Source organism: Hymenobacter bucti (assembly GCF_042681145.1).
In the GTDB taxonomy this organism is placed as follows: Bacteria; Bacteroidota; Bacteroidia; order Cytophagales; family Hymenobacteraceae; genus Hymenobacter; species Hymenobacter bucti.
Map to the genome: position 1 here is coordinate 257020 of NZ_JBHUFD010000002.1, position 21841 is coordinate 278860.

Annotated in this window: 21 protein-coding genes; 13 read left to right on the forward strand and 8 right to left on the reverse strand. The window is 63.6% G+C overall.

Annotated elements, in window-relative coordinates; genetic code table 11:
* Positions 1 to 6 precede the first annotated feature (6 nt).
* The 9 genes from ACFSDX_RS07040 (at position 7) to ACFSDX_RS07080 (ending at position 8319) form a co-directional block, all read left to right on the forward strand.
* Positions 7 to 513, forward strand: coding sequence for a cupin domain-containing protein (locus ACFSDX_RS07040; RefSeq protein ID WP_382312560.1), 507 nt, complete (start codon positions 7 to 9; stop codon positions 511 to 513).
* Between the two features lie 193 nt (positions 514 to 706).
* Positions 707 to 2425, forward strand: a complete 1719-nt coding sequence (locus tag ACFSDX_RS07045) for a hypothetical protein (RefSeq protein ID WP_382312562.1) — start codon at positions 707 to 709, stop codon at positions 2423 to 2425.
* A 357-nt stretch (positions 2426 to 2782) separates the two neighbouring features.
* A complete protein-coding gene (locus ACFSDX_RS07050) occupies positions 2783 to 2974 on the forward strand; it encodes a hypothetical protein (protein ID WP_382312563.1) in 192 nt (63 codons plus the stop codon).
* The gene (locus ACFSDX_RS07055; RefSeq protein WP_382312564.1) at positions 2971 to 3858 is read left to right on the forward strand and encodes a UDP-2,3-diacylglucosamine diphosphatase; all 888 of its coding nucleotides are present in this window, start codon (positions 2971 to 2973) and stop codon (positions 3856 to 3858) included. The genes ACFSDX_RS07050 and ACFSDX_RS07055 overlap by 4 nt, the downstream gene beginning before the upstream one ends.
* 116 nt (positions 3859 to 3974) lie before the next feature.
* Positions 3975 to 5000 carry a glycosyltransferase family protein gene (locus ACFSDX_RS07060; protein ID WP_382312565.1) on the forward strand — a complete coding sequence of 342 codons (1026 nt, stop codon included), beginning with the start codon at positions 3975 to 3977 and terminating at the stop codon, positions 4998 to 5000.
* Between the two features lie 13 nt (positions 5001 to 5013).
* Positions 5014 to 6456, forward strand: coding sequence for a GH1 family beta-glucosidase (locus ACFSDX_RS07065; RefSeq protein WP_382312566.1), 1443 nt, complete (start codon positions 5014 to 5016; stop codon positions 6454 to 6456).
* A gap of 51 nt (positions 6457 to 6507) precedes the next feature.
* Positions 6508 to 6696, forward strand: a complete 189-nt coding sequence (locus ACFSDX_RS07070) for a hypothetical protein (RefSeq protein WP_382312567.1) — start codon at positions 6508 to 6510, stop codon at positions 6694 to 6696.
* A gap of 182 nt (positions 6697 to 6878) precedes the next feature.
* Positions 6879 to 7217: a YbaB/EbfC family nucleoid-associated protein gene (locus tag ACFSDX_RS07075; RefSeq protein WP_382312568.1), complete on the forward strand. Its 339-nt coding sequence runs from the start codon at positions 6879 to 6881 to the stop codon at positions 7215 to 7217.
* A gap of 4 nt (positions 7218 to 7221) precedes the next feature.
* Positions 7222 to 8319 carry a glycosyltransferase family 2 protein gene (locus ACFSDX_RS07080; RefSeq protein ID WP_382312569.1) on the forward strand — a complete coding sequence of 366 codons (1098 nt, stop codon included), beginning with the start codon at positions 7222 to 7224 and terminating at the stop codon, positions 8317 to 8319.
* A gap of 70 nt (positions 8320 to 8389) precedes the next feature.
* Here the strand turns inward: ACFSDX_RS07080 and ACFSDX_RS07085 are convergent, their stop codons facing one another.
* Entirely contained in the window at positions 8390 to 8608 is a 219-nt protein-coding gene (locus ACFSDX_RS07085) for a PspC domain-containing protein (RefSeq protein WP_198988391.1), read from the reverse strand.
* 234 nt (positions 8609 to 8842) lie between these two features.
* On the opposite strand from ACFSDX_RS07085, the gene ACFSDX_RS07090 reads away from it, so the two are divergent.
* From ACFSDX_RS07090 to ACFSDX_RS07100, 3 genes are all read left to right on the forward strand, one after another.
* Positions 8843 to 10615 (forward strand): tetratricopeptide repeat protein, encoded by a 1773-nt coding sequence (locus tag ACFSDX_RS07090; protein ID WP_382312570.1) that lies wholly within the window; start codon positions 8843 to 8845, stop codon positions 10613 to 10615.
* Between the two features lie 125 nt (positions 10616 to 10740).
* Positions 10741 to 11727, forward strand: a complete 987-nt coding sequence (locus tag ACFSDX_RS07095) for a pyruvate dehydrogenase complex E1 component subunit beta (RefSeq protein WP_382312571.1) — start codon at positions 10741 to 10743, stop codon at positions 11725 to 11727.
* A gap of 485 nt (positions 11728 to 12212) precedes the next feature.
* Positions 12213 to 13142, forward strand: coding sequence for an alpha/beta fold hydrolase (locus tag ACFSDX_RS07100; protein WP_382312572.1), 930 nt, complete (start codon positions 12213 to 12215; stop codon positions 13140 to 13142).
* Here ACFSDX_RS07100 and ACFSDX_RS07105 read toward each other — a convergent pair.
* The 5 genes from ACFSDX_RS07105 to ACFSDX_RS07125 form a co-directional block, all read right to left on the reverse strand.
* On the reverse strand, positions 13123 to 13509 hold the full coding sequence (locus tag ACFSDX_RS07105; RefSeq protein WP_382312573.1) for a phasin family protein: 387 nt from the start codon (positions 13507 to 13509) through the stop codon (positions 13123 to 13125). The two genes, ACFSDX_RS07100 and ACFSDX_RS07105, sit on opposite strands and share 20 nt — an antisense overlap.
* Before the next feature lie 82 nt (positions 13510 to 13591).
* The gene (locus ACFSDX_RS07110) at positions 13592 to 14740 is read right to left on the reverse strand and encodes a lysophospholipid acyltransferase family protein (RefSeq protein WP_382312575.1); all 1149 of its coding nucleotides are present in this window, start codon (positions 14738 to 14740) and stop codon (positions 13592 to 13594) included.
* Positions 14741 to 14971: 231 nt separating this feature from the next.
* The gene (locus ACFSDX_RS07115; protein WP_382312576.1) at positions 14972 to 16294 is read right to left on the reverse strand and encodes an aspartyl protease family protein; all 1323 of its coding nucleotides are present in this window, start codon (positions 16292 to 16294) and stop codon (positions 14972 to 14974) included.
* Positions 16295 to 16475: 181 nt separating this feature from the next.
* Positions 16476 to 17561: an o-succinylbenzoate synthase gene (locus ACFSDX_RS07120; RefSeq protein WP_382312577.1), complete on the reverse strand. Its 1086-nt coding sequence runs from the start codon at positions 17559 to 17561 to the stop codon at positions 16476 to 16478.
* 107 nt (positions 17562 to 17668) lie between these two features.
* Positions 17669 to 17941, reverse strand: coding sequence for a KGG domain-containing protein (locus ACFSDX_RS07125; RefSeq protein ID WP_382312578.1), 273 nt, complete (start codon positions 17939 to 17941; stop codon positions 17669 to 17671).
* Positions 17942 to 18233: 292 nt separating this feature from the next.
* Here ACFSDX_RS07125 and egtB point away from each other — a divergent pair, with 292 nt between their 5' ends.
* Positions 18234 to 19580: an ergothioneine biosynthesis protein EgtB gene (gene egtB, locus ACFSDX_RS07130; protein ID WP_382312579.1), complete on the forward strand. Its 1347-nt coding sequence runs from the start codon at positions 18234 to 18236 to the stop codon at positions 19578 to 19580.
* A 148-nt stretch (positions 19581 to 19728) separates the two neighbouring features.
* Here the strand turns inward: egtB and ACFSDX_RS07135 are convergent, their stop codons facing one another.
* Together ACFSDX_RS07135 and ACFSDX_RS07140 are read right to left on the reverse strand one after the other, a co-directional pair.
* A complete protein-coding gene (locus ACFSDX_RS07135) occupies positions 19729 to 21051 on the reverse strand; it encodes a HAMP domain-containing sensor histidine kinase (RefSeq protein ID WP_382312580.1) in 1323 nt (440 codons plus the stop codon).
* Complete coding sequence (locus tag ACFSDX_RS07140; protein WP_382312581.1) at positions 21048 to 21737, reverse strand: response regulator transcription factor; 690 nt, start codon at positions 21735 to 21737, stop codon at positions 21048 to 21050. Before ACFSDX_RS07140 ends, ACFSDX_RS07135 begins: the two co-directional genes overlap by 4 nt.
* Between the last annotated feature and the right edge of the window lie 104 nt (positions 21738 to 21841).

Consider the following 21841-nt stretch of genomic DNA (forward strand, 5'->3'; position numbering starts at 1 on the left):
CCTTTCATGTCCGACCAAGACACCTCCAAATCCGCGCGCTTCCAGGAAATCGCCGCCACGCTCGCCGAGCAGGGCTTCACCATCGCGCAGCAGGACCAGACGCGCCCCTGGGGCGGTTTTTTCGTGATTGACGAAAGCCAGGCCCAAGCCTTTGCCGACAAGTACTTCGACGGCCGCTCGGTGGACGAGCTGCGCATTTCGGGCAAGCTGAGCCCCAAAGTGCTGCTCGTGGCCCCCAACCAGCGCCTGAGCTGGCAGTACCACTTCCGCCGCGCCGAAATCTGGAAGGTAGTGCAGGGCCCCGTGGGCGTGGCCACCAGCCCCACCGACGAGGAAGGCGAGGTGAAATCGTACCAGCCGGGCGCGCTTATCGTGCTCAAGCAGGGCGAGCGCCACCGCCTGGTGGGCCTCGACGGCTGGGGCGTGATTGCCGAAATCTGGCAGCACACCGACGCCTCGCAGCCCTCGGACGAGGACGATATCGTGCGCGTGCAGGACGATTTTGGCCGCTAGGCGCTAGTTTTCGTACTACTCTTCAATCAACGATAAAACGAATGTCATGCTGAGCGCAGCGAAGCATCTTGGTAGGTTACGTTAAGACTATTAGTCTAACGAAGCGCCCAAGATGCTTCGCTGCGCTCAGCATGACATTCGTTTTGTGGTGTTTTAAGGTTCGCTTTACCATTCAAAACCGCATTTCTCTCCCATGTCATCCCCCCGCATTTCCCCGGCTACCTACCACCTAGGCCAGTACCAGGAAGCCATCACGGCTGAAATCAACGACCTGAACGTCAAAAATTTTACTGCCGGCTTTTGGCAGAAAGAAGCGCCCCTGTGGACCGACAGCGCCGAGGGCCAGGAAAGCATCCGCAGCTTTATGGGCTGGCTGCGCGTGGCCGAAACCATGCAGAAAGCCGTGCCCGAAATCGACGCTTTTGTGCAAGAGGTGAAGGCGGCGGGCTTCGAGCACGTAGTGGTGATGGGCATGGGCGGCAGCACAATGGCCCCGATTGTGTTCGAAAAGTCGTTTGAGCGCGCCAACGGCGGCCTGCCCATTTCGGTGCTCGACACCACCGACCCCGGCACCGTGCAGCAGATTGAGCAGTCGGTACCGCTCGAAAAGACGCTGTTTATCGTGGCCAGCAAGTCGGGCACCACGGCCGAGCCGCTGGCGTTCGGCGATTATTTCTACGCCAAGCTGAAAGAAATTAAGGGTGACAAGGCCGGCGAAAACTTCGTGGCCATCACCGACCCCGGCTCCAAGTTCGTAACCAACGCCACCAACGAGGGCTACCGCAAAATCTTCCTGAACTTCGCCGAGGTGGGCGGCCGCTTCTCGGCCCTCACCTACTTTGGCCTAGTGCCGGCCGCGCTCTACGGCATCAACATTGCCGAGCTGCTCGACCGCGCCGTGGCCATGATGCGCGCCTGCGGTAGCGAAGGCGACGTGCAAGACAACCCCGGCCTAAAACTAGGCGCCACGATGGGCGTGCTTTCGAAGGAAGGCCGCGACAAGCTGACCCTGGTAGTACCCGACAAGCTGCACGACCTAGGCCTATGGCTGGAGCAGCTGCTGGCCGAAAGCACCGGCAAAGAAGGCAAGGGCGTGCTGCCCGTAGCTGGCGAGCCCCTAGGCACGCCCGAGGTTTACGGCCACGACCGCCTGTTCGTGTACGTGGGTTACGAAGACACCCCCGACACCGAAAATCGCAACAAGCTGAAGGCGTTGGAAGAAGCCGGCCACCCGGTCGTGACCATCCTCATGCAGGAGCCGCTGGACCTAGGCGCCGAGTTTTTCCGCTGGGAAGTGGGCACGGCCGTGGCCGGCGCCGCGCTGCGCATCAACCCCTTCGACCAGCCCAACGTGCAGGAAAGCAAAAACGCGACCGACCGCGTGATGAAGGTGGTGCAGGAGCAAGGCCACCTGCCCGCCGGCCCCGCTGCCGCCGCCGAAGCCGATGGCGTTTCGTACTTCACCGACGCTAAGGGCGACGGCGCCGTGGGTACGCTCAAGGCATTCTTCGGCCAGTCCAAAGCTGGCGACTTCGTAAACCTGCAAGCTTACCTCACCGAGTCGGACACTATTAGCGCCGAACTCCAGGCGTTCCGCAAGCTGGTGCAGGAGAATTTGCATATCGCAACCACGTCGGGCTACGGCCCGCGCTTCCTGCACTCGACCGGCCAGTTCCACAAGGGCGGCCCCAACACCGGCTTGTTCGTGCAGTTCACGCACCACAGCCCGGTGGAGCTGCCGCTGCCCGACCGCTCCTACTCGTTCGGCACCTTCGAGAACGCCCAGGCCCAGGGCGACCTAGAAACCTTGCAGCAGTACAAGCGCCGCACCCTGCACATCGACCTAGGCGGCAACGCTGAGCAGACGCTGCCCAAAGTGGTAGCCGCGCTGAAAGAGGCGTTGGCTAAGTAAGCGCCGTGTCGTAGCGCGGGCTTTTAGTCCGCGCTACTTGCCTTTCGCTGGCCTAAAAACCGCGTCACATGCTAAAGAAGCCGCTGCAGCCCCTGGTGATACTGGGTGGCGGCAGCGGCTTTTTTCATGTCAAGCGCTACCAAACTGGCCGTTGCTGGCGCGAGTTTAGACGAAGCCGTAACTCGTGCCAGCAACGGCCAGCAACAGGCCAGCAACAGGCCAGCAGTGTAACCAGAGCAGTAGCAGAACTGCACTTTTTGACAAAAGCATAACCCTAAGCTAATCAAGCCGTCACAGACTACGCTGAATTTTGAGCTAGTGCTACCGCGTATTCTTTCCGGGGCGGTGCTAGCGGCTATGCGTATTCTCGCGGCTTGGAAAAAAGAGGTGAAATGCGACCTCCTCTACGCGGCGCTCCAGCTGGCCTGGTGGCTGGCGGAGGGCAGCTCGGTGCTGGGGTCGGCTTTTCGGGGAAATGCCCGCCGGGCGGGCGGGCGCGCCGTGCGGCCCCGCCGCATCAAAGCCACGCCTAATACCAGCGCCGCATGAAGGCCACTCCCGTACTAGCGGCGCGGCGGCCCCGGCGCCGCCGGGTGCAGGTGGCCGTCATCAGCGACGTGCACCTCGGCACCTACGGCTGCCACGCGCCCGAGCTGCTGCGCTACCTCAAGAGCATCCGGCCCGAGGTGCTGGTGCTCAATGGCGACATCGTGGACATCTGGCAGTTCAGCAAAAACTACTGGCCGCCGTCGCACATGCGGGTGGTGCGCCACCTGGCCGCCCGAGCCGCCAAGGGCACCAAAATCCACTACCTCACCGGCAACCACGACGAGCTGCTGCGCAAGTTCGCGGGCCTCAAGCTGGGCAATTTTCACCTCGATAACAAGCTGGTGCTCGACCTGCCCCACGGCCGCACCTGGCTGTTTCACGGCGATGTCTTCGACGTGACCATGCGCCACGCCCGCTGGCTAGCCAAGCTCGGCGGCCAGGGCTACGACTTACTCATTTTACTCAATCGCTTCGCTAACTTCTTGTTGGCCAAGGTAGGTCGCCCTAGGGTGGCGCTGTCGAAGCTGGTGAAGGAGCGCGTGAAAACGGCCGTGGCCGCCATCACCAACTTTGAGCAAACCGCCGCCGATATTGCCGCCGACGAAGGCTACCAGTACGTGGCCTGCGGCCACATTCACCAGCCCGAAATCAAAACCCTACCCACCGAAAAAGGCCCTGTCACCTACCTCAACTCCGGCGACTGGGTCGAAAACCTAACTGCTCTGGAATACACCGCCGAAGCCGGCTGGCAGCTCTACCACTACCACCAAGACGCCGCCATGCGCGAGCCCCTTGAGGCCCTGCCCGACCCCACCGACCAAGCTGCCGACGCCGACGTAGCTACCTTGCTACAAGGGCTGCTGACTGAGTTTAAGCTGAAGTAGATACAACAGTCAACTATAATAATACCCGTCATGCTCATCCAGCGTCCGCGCAGCGTAGCGGAGTCGACGCTGGATGAGCATGACAAGCGGTTTTACTGCCAATTAAGACTTATAAGTTGCGCATTCTCTACGCCATCCAGGGCACCGGCAACGGCCACCTCAGCCGGGCCCTCGACATTATTCCGCTGCTCCAGAGCCGCTGCGACCAGCTTGATTTGTTGGTGAGCGGGCCGCCCGCCGACCTCACGCTGCCCTTCGCGGTGCGCTACCAGGCGCGGGGCATGGGGTTTTTATTTGGCAAGAAGGGTGGTATCAATTTTGTCAAGACTTTCCAGCAGTTCAACTCGGCGCGCTTTGTGCACGAGATACGGCACCTGCCCGTGCGCGACTACGATTTGGTTATCAGCGATTTTGAGCCCGTGTCGAGCTGGGCGTGCCGGCTGCGGGGCGTGCCCTGCGTGGCCCTGAGCCACCAGAGCGCCGTGCTGCACCCCGCCGCCCCGCGCCCCAAAGCTGAAAACCCCGCCGGCCGGGCCGTGCTGCGCCACTACGCGCCCAGCACGGCGCAGTACGGCTTTCACTTCCAGGCCTACGCGCCGGGCATTGCCACGCCCGTCATTCGGCAGCAGGTGCGCTCCCTCACGCCCACCAACGACGGCCACTATACCGTGTACCTGCCGGCTTTTGAGGAAGCCATGCTGGTGCAACAGCTGCGCTACCTAAGCCGCCGCACGCGCTGGGAGGTGTTCAGCAAGCACAGCCAGGCGCCCGCCACCCACGGCAACGTGCGCGTGTGGCCCGTGAGCGGGCCGGCCTTTCTCGATAGCCTGGCGCGGGCCGAGGGCGTGCTCTGCGGGGCGGGCTTCGAAACGCCCGCCGAGGCGCTGTTCCTGGGTAAAAAGCTGCTGGCCGTGCCCATGAAGCAGCAGTACGAGCAGCAGTGCAACGCCGCCGCGCTGGCCAAAATGGGCGTACCCGTCATCAAAAACCTCAAGCACAAAAGCCTGGCCGTGGTCGACGACTGGCTGTGGCAGGGTAAACCCGTGCCCGTGAATTACCCCGACCAAACTGCTACCATCATAGACCGGCTGCTGCACGAGCAGCGGCCGGCCGCTGTTCCTTCTCAGGCTACCCTCGCGTAGTCTGCCGTTGCCCATGTCCGATTTTTCTGCCGTTGCCTCTTCGCCCGCTGGCTCGCTGCCCGCGGCGTTTTTTCCACCCACCACGCCCGCCGATTTTACCCGCGCCGACTTCGGCCCTAGGTTCTACTGGGGCGCTTCCACGGCCGCGTACCAGACCGAGGGCGCCTGGCAGCACCAGGGCAAGGAGGCCAGCATCTGGGATGATTTTACGCGCCGCAAGGGCGTCATTCAGCGCGGCGAGCACGGGCGGGTGGCTACCGATTTTTACCACCGCTACGAGCAGGACCTCGACCTGGCCCAGGCCATGGGACTCACCGATTTTCGGTTCTCCGTGTCGTGGCCCAGGGTGCTGCCCAAAGGCGTGGGCGCCACCAACCGCCGGGGTCTCGACTTCTACGACCGTCTAGTCGATGCCTGCCTCGAGCGCGACCTGCGCCCCTGGCTCACGCTCTACCACTGGGATTTGCCCAGCGCCCTGCAAGCCCGCGGCGGCTGGACCAACCGCAGCATCGTGGGCTGGTTCGCGGACTATGCCGCCACCATGGCCCACCACCTCGGCGACCGCGTGAACCACTGGTTGGTGCTGAATGAGCCGATGGCCTTCGTGGGCGCCGGGCACCTGCTGGGCGTGCACGCGCCGGGGCGGCGGCACCTAGGGGCGTTTTTGGCGGCGGCCCACCACGCCACGCTGGCCCAGGCCGAGGGCGGCCGGGCGCTGCGGGCGGCCCTGCCCGCCACCGCCCAGATTGGCACCACCTTTTCGTGTTCCTACCTCACGCCGCACCGGCCCGACTCGGCCCGCGACGTGGCCGCCACCCGCCGCGCCGACGCCGTGCTCAACCGCTTTTTTGTGGAGCCCACCCTTGGCCTAGGGTACCCCACTGAGGAGCTACCCGCCCTGCGTTGGCTGCTGGCCCGCTACCAGCAGCCCGGCGACGAGGCGCGCCTAGCATTTGATTTCGACTTTTGGGGGGTGCAGAACTACACCCGCGAGGTGGTGCGCTTTTCGCCCTGGCTGCCGCCGCAGTGGGCCAGCCTGGTGCCCGCCCGCCAGCGCGGGGTGGCCTGCTCCGATATGGATTGGGAGGTCTATCCCGAATCCATCTACCACATGCTCAAGCAGTTTTCGGCCTACGAAAACGCGCCGCCGCTCGTCATTACCGAAGCCGGCGCGGCTTTCCCCGACGTCTGCCAAGACGGCCGCGTGGCCGACCACGCCCGCCGCGCCTACTTGCAGGCGGCCATCGGCCAAACGCTGCGCGCCCAGCGCGAGGGCGTGCCGGTGGAGGGCTTTTTTGCGTGGTCGCTCACTGATAATTTTGAGTGGGCCGCCGGCTACGCACCGCGCTTTGGCCTAGTGCACATCGACTACGAAACCCAACAGCGCACATTAAAAGACTCGGGTCACTGGTACCGGCAGTTTCTGACTGCTCCGCACCTGGCGCGGCGCAACTAGCGGCGGGCCACCACCGTTTCAGGGGCAGTTCACTCCTTTTTCATAGCGCCAGTGAAAGCCAACGAAATCATTTTTCGCCAGAATCGCGTCGTGTACACGCTCATGATACTGCTGGCCGCCCTAGGGCTGCTGTGGGGCTTCTGGGACCGCCAGCACAAGGCCGAGTTGGCGTCGCCGGCCTCGGCCAAGCACGTGGCACCGACGCCCCCCGCGGCAACTACCGCCATTCTTTCGCGGTGAACTTCTATCCGCAACGCGTGTTTTTGGGGCGTGATTAACCTCTGGCGTTCATCGCCGGGGGTTCAGTTTACCTTTGTCTCCTGGCACCCGGGGCACCCTAGGTTGCCTTTTCTATTTCTTACCAGCGCACCGTAGCAGAGGTTTATCGCCATTTTCGGCTTGCGCACTAGTACTACAAGCATATGGCATTTGACATGATGGGCATGATGGGCAAGGTGAAAGAGCTGCAGGACAAGATGCAACAGGCCCAGACGCAGCTCCAACACATTACCGCCACCGGCGAGGCGGGCGGCGGCCTCGTAAAAGCCACGGCCAACGGCCATCGCCACCTCGTAAAGCTCGACATCGACCCCTCGCTGCTGACTCCGGAAGACCGCGAAATGCTGCCCGACCTCGTAGTAGCCGCCGCTAATAAGGCCTTGGATGCGGCTGCCGAGCTGGCCAAGCAGGAAATGCAGCGCCAGACCAGCGGCCTGCTTCCCAACATCCCCGGCCTCGACCTAAGCAACTTTGGCGGCTAGTCCCTTGGAGCAGCCGACGACCAAAGGGGCCGCCACCGTAGCAGATGTTATGGCGGCGGCCCCTTCGCCAGTTAGCGACCTGTCGGAGGTTGCCATCGTTGTTCTCAACTACAACGGCGCGCACTTTCTGCGCCAGTTTTTGCCCGGCGTGCTGGCGCACGCCGGCGGGGCCCGCGTGGTGGTGGCTGATAATGCCTCAACCGATGATTCTCTAGGGCTGCTGCGCGCCGATTTTCCGGCCGTAGAGGTCTTGGCCTTCACCGGGAACCTAGGGTTCTGCGAAGGCTATAATCAGGCGCTGGCCCGGCTCGACAGCCCGTATTTCGTGCTGCTCAACTCCGACGTGGCGGTGCAGCCCGGCTGGCTGCCGCCGCTCTACGAGCTGCTGCGCGATAACCCGCGCATCGCCGCCGCGCAGCCCAAAATCTTGGCCCACGACAACCCCACGCTCTTTGAGTACGCCGGGGCGGGCGGCGGCTACCTCGACGAGCTGGGGTATCCGTTCTGCCGGGGCCGCCTCTTCGACACCCTCGAAACCGACCGCGGCCAGTACGACGACCCGCGCCCCGTGGCCTGGGCCAGCGGCGCTTGCTGCTTGGTGCGCGCCGCCGCCTGGCGCGCCCTAGGGGGCTTCGAGCCCGCCTTTTTTGCTCACATGGAGGAAATCGACTTCTGCTGGCGGGCCCAGAATGCGGGTTACGAAATCTGGTACCACGGCGGCGGCACGGTGCACCACGTGGGCGGCGGCACCCTCCCCAAAACCAACCCGCACAAGACCTACCTCAACTTCCGCAACGGCCTGGCGCTGCTCTTCAAAAACACCGCCCCGGGCGAGTTGGCCGGCTTTTTCATCCTACGGGTACTTCTAGATTGGGTGGCGGGCCTACGTTTCTTAGTAGCCGGCAGCTGGCCGGAAGCGCGGGCCGTGGGCCAGGCGCACCTGCATTTTGTGCTGCGCCTGGGGTACTGGCGCCGCCGCCGCAAGCTGGCGCGGCCTCGGCTATTGGCCAGCCAGCGGCCAGGCACCTACCGGGGCAGTATTGTGTGGGCGTATTTCGGGCAGGGCAAAAAGCGGTTTCTTCAATTATCAGATATCAATTAACAGCTCGGCAAACGAGTCTATCTGACTATCCTGCCGAGCTGTTAAATGTTAATTGATATCTGTTAAATGTCTAAAGGTCCCACACGGTGCTGCGCTGCTGGCGCATGGCGTGGCGAATATTCATCCAGAATACCCCTGCGAAATAGAGCACGACGGGCGAGCCGAACGTGAAAAATGAAGCGTACACGAACGACAGCCGGACACTGCGCGTGCTGAACCCCCAGCGCTGCCCCAGCGCCGAGCACAGCCCGAAGGACTGCGTTTCGATAAAGTCGGTGACGCGTTTCATAGGTGAGTTTCGAAGAGGGTGGTGCAACTTTGCCAGCCCAAGATACAATGCCCGGCGGCTGCCCGCAATTTGTATCGCGCTTATTACCGGCAGATTACCCCGCTAAAATAGCAATTGGTATACCTGCCTAGGTCGCTTTCTACGTTTAAGCTGCCGTAAAAGACGAGTCCGTTGCAACAAAAAAAACATTTATTTTTCGCCGGCCGCTTCGCTAGTAAGCTGAGTCGCTGGGTTTTGGTATTGGCCCTGCCCACGGCCTGCTCGCCCTTACCTAAGATGCTGAAGCAGGCCGAGGCCGGCCGGCGCGTGCAAGTATCACCCGCGCCCCTCACGGCGGTGGGTGACGCGGTGCCTTTCGAGGCGACGGCCAAAACTGCCGCCGCCCACCTGCACAAAGGCGCCGTGTACGAGGTGGTGCTCACCTACCGCTACGACCACGACCTGCGCCTCGACACCGTGGGCCGGCTGTCATTTGCGCCGGGCGAGTTTACTTACGACGACTCGGTGAAGGGCCGCTTGGTGAGCCGCAACCGGTTTACCATTCGCAATACGCCGCGCCACTCGCCGGGCCAGCTCATGGCCCGCGGCCAGGTGCGCGAAACCAAGCCCCACGGCAAAATACTGCGCGCCAGCACCGAAACGCTGGTGGCCCGCGGTATCTCGGACCCCGCCCGCCGTGTAGTGGTCGAAGACTCGGCCCTGGCGCTGCTGCCTGAGCACGCCAGCAACGTCATGAGCGGCACCCGCCTGCTGCCGCTGTATTTCGACCAGGGCAAGTGGTTTATTCGCTCGCACCTAGGTACCAATATCGCCGCGCTCGAAGACCTCATTGACCAGAACCAGCACACCCAGCGGGTACTCATCGCGGCCGGCCACTCGCCCGACTCGCTCGATGCGCACCAGCCGGCCCTGGCCAGCAAGCGCGTAAAAATGCTGCTCTACTACTACAAGCAGCGGGTGAAAGGCTTTTCCTACCTCAATAAGGTCGAGAATATTAAGTTCGACACCGTTGCCTACCGCCGCAGCTGGGAGCTGTTCCTGAACCAGGTCCAGAACTCAGTGCTCAAGCCCGCGCAGCAGGATTCGGTTATCTCCATCATCAACGACACGCGGGGCACCTTTGCCCAGAAGGAAAAGGCGCTGCACGGCCTCAGCTACTTTGATTACCTCGAAGAATACATTTATCCGGTGCTGCGCTGGGGCACGGTGGCCGTCACCTACACCGCCCCGCCGCGCTACGACTCGGAGGTGTACCTGCTGAGCAAAAAGATGGTGGAAAAGCAGGCCGACATTGAGGCGCTCACGCCCGAGGAGCTGCGCTACTCGGCCACCCTCACGCCATTACTGGCCGAAAAGCAGCGCATCTACGAGCTGTCGGCCGCCAACACCGCCAGTTGGGAAGCATTTTACAACCTAGGTACCGTGCTGGCCATGCGCGCGGCCAAGGAGCCCACTGAGCGCGTGCAGCGCGCCTACTACCACCGCGCGGCCGTCAACTTTACCCTGGCGGCCCACCGCCACCCCACGGCCGAATTATTTTACCGGGCCGCCACCGCCCACCGCCAGGCTCAGGAAACCCTGGAGGCTTTGCAGGACTACGACTACGCCATCAAGCTCGGCGGCTCGCGGCCCATGCTGCGTAAAATATTTTCGGACCGGGCGGCGCTCGAAATCCAGATTGGCCAGCCCGACCAGGCCTTGGCCAGCCTGCGCTTAGCCGGCCCCAGCTACCAGAACTACATGAACGAGGCCCTGCTTCTGGTGCAGCGCGGGGGCTATGATGCCGCCGCCGCCCAGTACACCCTGGCCCTCGACCTGCGCCCGCAGGCCGCCGCCCCGCACTACGGCCTGGCCGTAGCCGCCGCCCGCCGCCACGACGAAAGCACGATGGGCCAGGAGCTGCGCCGCGCCGTGCAGCTCGACCGCAACCTCTCGACCCAAGCTGTGGAGGACCTAGAGTTTCAGGAATACGCCCAGCGGCCCGCGTTTCGGGAGGCGCTGAAGTAGCTCTTTTCGGCTATCAGCCATCAGCTGCTAGCGGTTGGCTTTCCATTTGGCAGAAGCTAGCCACCAGCAGCTAATGACTTACCGTTAAAAGACGCTTAACTTTACCCCATAAATTATTCAACCAGATGCGTACTATTCAATTCCGCGAGGCCCTGCGTGAGGCCATGAGCGAAGAAATGCGCCGCGACCCGTCCGTCTTTTTGATGGGCGAGGAAGTAGCCGAATACAACGGAGCTTACAAGGTGAGCCAGGGCATGCTCGACGAGTTCGGGCCTGAACGCGTGATTGATACGCCGATTGCTGAGCTGGGCTTTGCCGGCATCGGCGTGGGCGCGGCGGCCAACGGGCTGAAGCCGATTATCGAGTTTATGACCTTCAACTTCTCGTTGGTGGCCATTGACCAAATCATCAACTCGGCCGCTAAAATCTACTCGATGTCGGGTGGGCAGTACTCGTGCCCCATCGTGTTCCGCGGGCCTACCGGCAACGCCGGCATGCTGAGCAGCCAGCACTCGCAGAACTTCGAGAACTGGTTTGCCAACACGCCCGGCCTCAAAGTAGTGGTGCCTTCTAACCCCTACGACGCCAAGGGCCTGATGAAGGCTGCCATCCGCGACCCCGACCCCGTTATTTTCATGGAGTCGGAGCTGATGTACGGCGACAAGGGCGAAGTACCCGAAGAAGAATATATCCTCGAAATCGGCAAGGCCAACGTGGCCCGCGAAGGCAAGGACGTAACCCTCGTGAGCTTCGGTAAAATGATGAAAATAGCCTTCGCCGCCGCCGATGAGCTGGCTAAGGAAGGCATTCAGGCCGAGGTAATTGACCTTCGTTCGGTGCGGCCGATTGACTACGACACGCTCGTGGCTTCGGTGAAGAAAACCAACCGCATGGTGGTGGTAGAAGAAGCCTGGCCGCTGGCCAGCCTCTCGAGCGAGTTGGCCTATATCGTGCAGCGTCGCGCCTTCGACTACCTCGACGCGCCGGTTATCCGCATCACCTGCGCCGACGTGCCCCTACCCTACGCACCCACACTCATCGAAGCCTCGCTGCCCAACGTGGCCCGCGTGGTGAAAGCTGTGAAGGAAGTAACCTACTCGGCCGCTTCCTAGGTATCTGCCTAGCAGTAGTCATAAAAAAAGCCCGCTAACGCGGGCTTTTTTTTATGGCCGTTGCGCCAGGGTACGGGCAAATACTTAACCCAAGTAGTAACCTAGCCCTCGCAGGGCGCCATTTAGGTTAAGTAGGAAGAAAGGCGGCCGCGCTTACGCGCGCCGCAAGCATTTGCGGCTGCTCAGTCGCCAGCCAAAGAAGTTTGCTTCGCCGCGCGCACATGAATAGGCCGAGGCAACGACTACCCGCGTAATCTAAAGTATGGGGTGCCCTAGGGGAGATATCTGGATTGAGGATATAGCGAGTGGCAGAACCCAAAAGTGCAACCTAGCAACAAGTAGCCAGTCGTATAAAAAAATTGATATTTAATTTCAAAAAATCTATAACACTCTATTAGTTAGTATATAGTGCTTTACTTTAGGGTAGTGTTACATCCAGCGTACAGCATAAGCCCAACTATCGTTTACCCTATCCCACTCACGTAATGCACTTACCTTCTTCCTCCCCACGCAGTACTTGGCCGGGGGCGTTTTCTCCCCCCCGCGAGGTCCAGCAGGCAGTTACCGTGGCCGTCGCGCCGGAGTGCGAAGCCATCATCCGCCGCAACAATGTGCGGGTTATTGGCGAGGGCCCGCAGACGCTGCTGTTTTGCAATGGCTTTGGCTGTAACCACCAAATCTGGCGCTACCTCAGCACTCCACTTTCCAAGCGGTACCGGGTGGTGCTGTTCGACTACGTAGGCACCGGCGAATCGGACCTAGGCGCCTACGACTGGCAGGCCTACAGCACCCTGGACCGGTACGCCCAGGACATAGTCGAGATTTGCCAGGTGCTGAGCCTGCGCGAGGTTGTGCTCATTGGGCACTCGGTGGGGGCCACTATCGCGATGCTGGCCGCCAGCCAGGCGCCCGAATATATTGCTAGGTGCGTGCTGCTCACGGCTTCGCCCTGCTACCTCAACAAGCCGGGCTACTACGGCGGCCTCGCGCTGGAGGACATCAACCAAATGCTGGCCCTGCTGGATGTAGACCAGCACAGCTGGGCCAATCTGCTGATGGGCCTGCTCATCGCGCCTGAGCACGCCACCTCCATTGGCGAAGAGCTAGCCGGCTACTTCTGCAACCTCGACGCGCGGGTGGCTCGGCACTTTGCCCGCATTACTTTTCTGGCCGATAACCGGGCCAGCGTGGCGCAGCTGCAGCAGCCTACCTTGCTGCTACAGTGCGCCGACGATGCCATCGCGCCTACCGAGGTGGGGGCCTTTTGGATGGCGCACCTCCCGCAGGCTACCCTCACCACGCTGCCCATTGCTGGCCACTGCCCGCACCTGAGCGCGCCGCTCGAAACGATGGCCGCCATCGAGGCTTTTCTGGCCCAGTCCGGCGGCGCCAGGGCTACTCCTGGTCGGGGCTAGGAGTAGTTTTTTTGGCTTTGGCAGGCTTGGCCACCGGCGTTTTTTTGGCCGCGGGGGCATTGGCCGGGGCGGGGGCCGCCGCTTTTTTAGGTGCCGCTTTAGCCTTGGCTTTGGGGGCGGGCGCGGCGGCTTCGCTGCTCTTGCTCACCCGGTCTTTGAGGCTGCCGGCGAGGGTTTGGAGCTGCTTTTCGAGGTCCTTGCGCTTAGATTCGCCGCTTTTTAGCAGGTCGTCCATTATTTTTTTGCCCTCCTGCTCGGAGATTTTGCTATCCTGCACCAGCTTGTCGAGGACCGTTTGCACGCGCTTGTTACCCTGCGAGAGAAAGCCTACGCCGGTATTGATGAATTTCTTGAACAGGTCGTCCATGAGCGAAAAAATAGAGGTGAGTGATGCAAGAATTTGGCTGACTGCCAGCCGGTTGCTAAGCTACTAAGCTGGCCGCAATAACCTAGGGCTGCTGCCCGCGGCGGCCCAACCGGTGCCCGCGATAGCCCTTGATAGCCAGCGGTATCCAGCCCAGCAACGGAATAAAATAAGCCAGTACCAGGGGGTTGCGCCATAGTATTTGCCAGAACGCGCCGGGCCGGTCGAGGTGCAGGTTGAAGTTGCGCTCGCCGTTCTTCACAAAGCGCCGCTCGAACTCGGTGAAGGCCGCCGGCCAGGCAAAAGGTAGGAAGAACGGGAAGTAGCGCCGGTTTTCCTTAATGCGCTGCCACAGCTCGCGCCAGCGATAGGGCTGCTGGCCGTGGGCCTGCACGGCGGCATCGAGTTCGGCCTGCATGCGCACCCGAATGGTTTCACTCAGGGCCAGGTACTCGTCGCGGGTTAGCTCGTCGTGCTTTTTGGGGGTGAGCTCGGTGGGCCGGATGCGGGTGCCCATCACGTAGGTGAGCTGGGCGGGCAGCGCCAGGTAAAACGCCCAGGGCTGCACCAGCACCAGCAGCAGCAGCAAGGTGAGGGGCAAAAACGGAATCCCGATTTTTTTGGTGAGGCGGTTTATTGGCTCGAAGCTGTAGGCGTAGGGATTAAGGTACTCGGCATTAATCGTGTAAAACGGCATGATGTCGGTGCCGTGCTCCAGGCTCATGCGCAGCATGCTAGTGGCCAGGCGCTGCAACTGGTACTTGCGGTTGAAACCCTTGCCAATGCCCGGCACGCCCTCGGGGTACACCATGAGGTTGTGGCTGGGGTTGTGCATCATGGTTTCGAAATTGAGCGTCGTGGCTTCTACGCAGCCGCATTTCTTCCAGAAGTGCTGCACCAGGTACGGGTTCATGAGCACCGTTTTAGAAAGCAGCGGAGCCGACATGGGCCGCGGCATGGTGTGGTAGTGGTCGGGTAGCTTCCGAAACAAGTGCGCCAGCACCACAATGGCATCCCAGGGGAAAGCCATGCCCGAGTGGTTGGAGGCAAAAATCAAGGGCCGGGCGGGGTTGTTGCGCGCTGGAAACGGCTCGAAGCCCACCAGCCGCGAGCGAAACCACACCCGGTCGAGCAATTGCAGAATATTCTCGTCAATAGCCTGCGTAAACTCCTCATCGAAGTAGTCGCGGTAAATGTGCTGATTAGCGTGAATAGCAGGCGGGAGCTTTTCCAAGTAACAACTGGCAAGGGGCGAGGGCGGGACACGAAGCAAAGCACGGGCGCCGGCGCACCCTAGGCACCAGCGGCGGCCCAAAGCTAAAGCCAGCCCGGACATTGTGCGGAATGCGGCGGCCACCCGGCCCGCGAGCCGCAGCGCGAACCTTGGTAGTTTGCAGCTAACTGGCGGCGCGCTAGCGAGCGCGCACTATCAAGGCGCGCGCTACCACACTACCCAAGCCGCGCACTACAGGCGCCGGCGCAGCTGCAGGCTCACGGAGTGCAGCTCGCCGTCGGGGCGGCGTAGCACCAGCAGCAGGCGCTGGCCATCCTTGGCTCGCAGCAGCCGCGTAATCTCGGTGAGGGCCAGCATGCCGGTGGGCAGCAGGTTAATGGCCAGCAGCTCCTCATCGGGCACGATGCCCGCGGCTTCGGCCGGAGAGCCCGCCTCCACGCTCTGCACCTGGTAGTAGCGGTAGCCGGGGCCGGCCGCCACGATGCTTAGGCCGCTCATATCGTGCTCGAAGGGCTGGCGGTTTTGGGCGTTGGGGCGCAGCAGCAGGCGCTGGTGCGGGTAGTCGATAATGCAGTTGAAGCGCTTCAGCAGCTCAAACCCTAGGTTGCCCTGGCGGGGTGCATCGTGCGCGCGCAGCCGCTGGTGCACCTGCCCCGAATCGGGGAAGGACGTGAGCACCCGCGGCAGCCGGTAGCGCCCCAGCCGAATGGCTCCCACCCGCCCGATGCTGCCCCGCACGATGCCCCCCAGGCCCCGGCCCAGGTCGGCGCGCACGTGCCCGGGGGGCAGGCGCAGGCGCCGGTCGGCGTTGGTTTCGAGGCTGAGGGCGTGGCCGGCGCCCGTGTCAAGCACCAGGCGCAGCGGCAAGGGAGCGAGTGCGGTGCCTTCCGCCTCAGCCAGCGGCAGCTGCTCCACCCCGGCTTCCACGTAGGCTTTGTCTTTGTAGAGGTGCAGGGGTAGCGTGGCCCAGCCCCGGCGCGGGGCGCGGTAGGTGGCAGGCGCGTAGCACTCCAGCAGCCCGCGCATGGGCCAAATGGCAACTACCATCGACTGAAAAAGCTCGGCGCCCAGGATGCCGTCGATGCGGGTGCCCGCGAAGCCCGATAGGTTGAGGGCATCTTCGGAGAGCAGCAGCCAGCTCATGCCCGGCGCCACCAGGCCGGGCAGCTCCACGCGCACCTGGCTGGTGCGGTAGGCGCGCAGGGGGGTGTCTTCGCCACCCGCGCCCACCACCCGCAGCTCCTCGCCCCGCGTCAGGTGCAGCGAGTCGCCGAGGGCGGAGTTAGTGAGCAGGCTGGTGCTCACGCCCGTGTCGAGCAGAAAATGGTACGGCCCGTGCCCATTGAGGCGGGCCGCCACGATTATCAGGTTGCGCTGGGTGTCGAACTTGAACGAGGTGTGCGTGGCCCGCGGCCGCATGAGCTGAAACGGCCCGGTGGCTTGCGCCCACCCCGCCTGGCTTAGCAGCACTAGCCCGAGCAGCCCAACCAGGCGCCCGCGCAGGGCACGGCCGAGCACCCCCAGTATTGCCGCTAAAAGTACCAGACAAGTCATTGCGCGCACCCCGGCTAAAAAGGGTGCTTAAAGTTAGCTAACAGTTGTTAGTTTCCTGCAATAGTGTGCAAGCAGGCTGTAGCGCGAACTTTATAGTTCGCGTCCGCTAGCGAGCACCTGGACGAACGCGAACTACAAAGTTCGCGCTACGGCTTGACGAGCGCTCGCACCAAAACCGACCCTAGGCCGGCTCTTCGGGCGCGAGCGGGCCCCAGGGGCCGCTGGGGTCGTAGTGCAGCGCCCCATGCGCGATGCGCAGCGGTGCGGCCACGTTGTTGTGGTAGAGCTGGCCGGTGCCCAGGCCCTGCGCAAAGCCTGCCACGTCGTACTCGCCCGTGAGCTGAGCCACGGCATTGAGGCCCACGTTCGACTCCAGGGCCGAGGTCATCCACCAAGCCAAGCCGTGGGTTTCGGCCAGGGCAATCCAGCGGCGGGTGGCGGCGTGGCCACCCAGCAGAGTGGGCTTGAGCACGAGATAGGCGGGCCGCACGGCCGCCAGCAACTGCGCCTGCTGGTCGGGGTCGGTGAGGCCAATCAATTCCTCGTCGAGGGCCACCGGAATGGGCGACTGGCGGCACACCTCGGCCAGCGCGGGCCACTGCCCCGCCGCCACGGGCTGCTCGATGGAGTGCACCGCAAAGCGCGCCAGCGCCTCCAGCTTACCTAGGGCCTCGGCGGGGCTGAAGGCGCCGTTGGCATCGACGCGCAGCACCAGTTGCTCGGGGCCGGCTTCGGCCCGGATTTCGGCCAGCAGCGCCAGCTCGGTGGCAAAGTCGATGCTGCCTATTTTGACTTTTAGGCAGGCGTAGCCCGCCGCCAGCTTCTGTCTAATTTGCTCGCGCATGAAGGCGGCGTCGCCCATCCACACCAGCCCGTTGATGGGGATGCCCGCCTGACCCTGGCTGAAGGCATTGGCGTACAGCTGGTGCCGGCCGCCCTGGGCCAGGTCGAGCACCGCCGTTTCGAGGGCAAAGCGCAGGGCCGGCTGGGCGGCGCTGATGAGGCGGGCCGGGTCAATATCTTCCAGAAACGTGTAGCGCTGCTGGTTCACGGCCTGGCACAGCGCCTGCACCTGGGCTTCGAAGGCCGGCCCGTAGTCGGGGCTGAGGCCGGCCAGCGGCGCGGCTTCGCCCCAGCCCACGCGGCCCGTGGTGCGGAGGTCGCGCAGCTCAAGGTAATAGGCCACGTGCTCGGTGAGCGCGCCGCGCGACGTGCGGGCCGGAAAATTGAAGCGCAGGGCCCGCCGCTGGTAAGAAAGAGTCAGCATAAGGCAAAGATGGCAGCCTAGGTTGTATTCTGGCCCAAACGCAAAACGGCCGGGTAGCTACGCTACCCGGCCGGATGAAGGCTGCCTACTGGAGGGCTAGCTTCAGTTTACGAAGCGCTATCGGTTTTCTTTTTGCCGCGGCGGCTAATCTGGCCACCTTTGCGGCCAGCCTCGCGGGCTTCTTCGGGCGAGAAACGGTGGCCTCGGCCGCTCTGGTGCGAGGCCCGTCCGCCTTCGCTAGCGATGCGGCGCTGCTGCTCGGGCGACATAGCGGCGAAGCCGCGGCGGCTCTTTTCGCCAATGCGGTTGGCGGGGCGCAGCGAACGCTTGGCATCGCCAGCGGTCGTTGCGGTTGTTGCGGTAGTGGGGGTAGTTGCCATGGGGTAGATGGAGAAATAGGAGGAAATGGAGTCGTGTTTTTCGTAAGGATGGATGAAGCTAATCACTTAATTATGAACCTAACAAATTAATGCTACTACCCCTTCAATAAATACCAACTACTACTTAGCGCGCCCTACGTACTTCCCGTAGTGTTGGGCTTACACTGCGGCAAACCGCAACTGTCCGCGGCGCCTAACAGGTTCTGCCAGACAGGTTCTCGTAGTTAGTGAGTACCCGCCGCAACCCGGGGCCCGTTCTGGCGGTTCTTACTGCTGCTATCTAGCTTCTCCTATGCCTACCTCCCCTTCCCTTTTCGCGGCGCCGCCGGCGGTGCCCGGCACTTCCTCCCTGGCCGCTCATTACCAAGCCGTGCGCGCCCAGTCGGTGGCCTTGGTGCAGCCACTGCTGCCCGAAGACACCGTGGTGCAGCCCAGCCTAGACGTGAGCCCGCCCAAGTGGCACCTTGCCCACACCACCTGGTTTTGGGAAACCATGCTGCTCCAGCGGTTCGCCCCCGGCTACGAGGTCTTCCACCCCGAGTATGCCTTTCTGTTCAACTCCTATTACAACTCGCTCGGCTCGCGCGTGAACCGCGCCGACCGCGGCACCCTCTCGCGCCCGCCCCTGGCCGACGTGTACCGCTACCGCGCCTACGTAGACGAGCACATGGCCGCCCTGCTCGCCCGCCTAGCCGAGCTGCCGCCCACCGCCACCGAGCTAGTAGAGCTAGGCCTGCACCACGAGCAGCAGCACCAGGAGCTGCTGGCCACCGACATTAAGTACATCCTCAGCACCAACCCCCTGGCGCCCGGCTACTTGAGTGAAGAGTTAAGAGTTAAGAGTGAGGCACTCAAATCCGGCAACTCCTCACTCTTAACTCTTCACTCTTCACTTAGCGAAGCGACCTGGCTGGCGGTGCCGGGCGGCATCTACGCCGTGGGGCACCAGCAAGAGGGGTTTTCGTTTGATAATGAGCTACCGGTGCACGAGGTGCTGGTGGCCCCGTTTGAGCTCCAAAACCGGCTCGTGACCAACGGCGACTTCCTCCGGTTTATCGAGGCGGGTGGGTACCAGCAGTTTCAATTCTGGCTGGGTGAGGGCTGGGATTTGATAAACCGCGAGGGCTGGACGGCCCCGCTCTACTGGTCGAAAACCGCCGAGGGCCAGTGGCTGCGCTACGGCCCCACCGGCCTGGCGCCGCTCAATTTGGCTGCGCCGGTGGCGCACCTTAGCTTCTACGAGGCCGATGCCTACGCGCAGTGGGCCGGCGCTCGCCTGCCCACCGAGGCGGAGTGGGAAACCGCGGCCCGCTACTTTGAGGCCACGCCCCAGGGCGGCAACTGGCTCGAAACCGGCCACTTCGACCCCCAGCCCCTGCCCGCCGATGCCGACCCTACCCAGTGCCACCAGTTGCTGGGCGACTGTTGGGAGTGGACCTATTCGCCCTACCACCCCTACCCCGGCTACCAGCGCGCCGCCGGCGCCCTAGGGGAGTACAACGGCAAGTTTATGATAAATCAGCTGGTGCTGCGCGGCGGCTCCTGCGCCACGCCCGAAAGCCACATCCGCCTCACGTACCGCAACTTCTTCCACGCCGACAAGCGCTGGCAATACACCGGCCTACGCCTAGCACGGTAGCAAGCTGTAGCTTGGACTCTGCGAGTCCGAGCGCGCGCGCAGCGCGCATCCACGCTAGCCCGGCCACCACTCACGCGCCTAGGTACGCTAGTGGGAACCATGCCCACGCGGATGCGCGCTGCGCGCGCTCGGACTCGCAGAGTCCGAGCTACCCGGCCAGCCGCAGGCGCACGTGGAGCTGGCCGTCGGCCTCACGCAGGGCCAGCGGGGCGCCGTGCAGCTCGGCAATGCGGTTGCTAATCCACAGCCCCAAGCCGGCCCCACTGCTGAGCACCTCGGCTTGGTAGTGGGCCGCGGTGAGGCGCGAAAGGTCGCCGAGCGAGGCGCGCAGCGGGTTGCTGACTTCGGCGTAGAATAAGCCCGTGTCCGCTTCCTGGCCCACGGCCACGCGCACGGCGGCGCCGGGCAGGGCGTGGCGCAGGGCATTATCGAGCAGGTTGAGTACTACGGTGGTCAGCTTATCGGCATCGGCGGCCACGGTGTAGTCGGCCACACTTTCATCCACAGCTAAGTATAACTGCCGGCCCGCCGCCCGAAAGCGCGGCAGCAGCTGGTCGGCCGCGGCCAGCACCAGCCCATCGAGGGCCACGGGCCGGCGCGTGAGCGGCAGCGCATCGGAGCGCAGGCGGCTTACTAGCAAGAAGTCCTCAACCAGCCGACCTAGGCGCTCCAGCTCCTGGGCCTGGGCGTCGAGGGGCGGCCGCAGGCTGGCGGGCAGCTCGGGCGACTGCTGCGTGACGGCCAGGCTGGTTTGCAGCACAGCCAGCGGAGTGCGCAGCTCGTGCGCGGCGGCGGCCAGGAAGTTGTCTTGCAGCTCGGCGCCGGTTTGCAGGCGGTCGAGCATTTGGTTGAGGGCCTGGGCCAAGGCCTGCACTTCGTCGCCGGTGGCGGGCTCGGGCAGGCGCTCGGCGCCGGGCGCCGCCCCAATGCGCCGCGCCTGCTGGCTGATGCGCCGCAGCGGGCGCAGCACCCACCACCCTAGGCCGGCCGCCAGCGCGGCCGCCAGCACCAAGCTGCCCGCCAGCGCCGCCCACAGCCCCAGGCGCACGCGGCGCAAATCGGCAGCAAGCGGGCCGGCTGAGTGGGCCAGCCACAGCCGCACCTGGGCCGGCTGGCCGGCGGCATCGTAGGTGGCGCGCGTTACCAGCACGCCCCGCAGAGTATCGGGGCCCGGCTTTTCAGCCAAAAAGCCCGGCGAATGAAACAGCTCGCGGCTGGCTTGGCCGGTAGCCTGCACCGCTACCTGCATTTGCTCGCCGCGGCTGGGCAGGGGCAGCACGGGCAGCGCGCCGCCTAGGTCTACTTGGTCGAGCAATTGGTAGGCGCGGGCGCGCAGGCGCTGGTCGTCGGCTTGGTGCAGCACCCGGCCCACCTGCCGGTACTGGTAGAGCCCGGCCAGCCCCACCACCAGCCCAAACACGAGCGCAAAGGCTAGCGCCAGCTGGCCCCGCAGGCCGCGCAGCGCGTTCATCGGGCGGCGGCCGGGTCGTGCAGCCGGTAGCCGTGGCCCACCACCGTTTCGAGCAGCGGCGGCAGGTGCGGGAAGGCCCGGTCGAGCTTGCGGCGCAGCTGCGAGAGGTGCACTTCTATCACGTTGGAGCCCATGTCAAAATCGACTTCCCACACCTTTTCGGCGATGCGGGTTTTGGTGACTACCCGGTTGGGATTGCGCAGCAACAGCTCCAGCAGCGCAAACTCGCGGTTGGTGAGCGTGAGCACCTGCCCGGCGCGGCTCACGCGGCGGTGTATCAGATCCAGCTCTAGGTCGGCTAGGCGCAGCACGGGCGTTTCGGCCGAGGCGACGCGGCGCTGCACGGTGCGCAGGCGAGCCAGCAGCTCTTCAAAGGCAAAGGGCTTGCGCAGGTAGTCCACCGCCCCGGCGTCGAGCCCCCGAATAACGTGCTCGGTGCCGCCGAGCGCGCTCACGATGATAACGGGCGTTTCGATGCCAAACTCGCGCAGGTTGCGCAGCACGTCGAGGCCGTTTTGGCCGGGCAGCATCAGGTCGAGCAAAATCACGTCGTAGGGCGTGGCGGCGGCCATTTCGAGGCCGGTGGCGCCGTTGTCGGCCCCGTCGGCCAGGTGGCCGGCCTGGCCCAGGCCCTGCCGCACAAACTCGGCCAGGCGCGGCTCGTCCTCAATTACTAAAATGCGCATGGGTAGAAATAAAGCTGGTGGCTCTGGTTACGTAACCGCAGCGCCCATAGCCAATTCGGCCCCGAACCTGGCGGGTTCGGGGCCGAATTGGCTATGGGCACTAC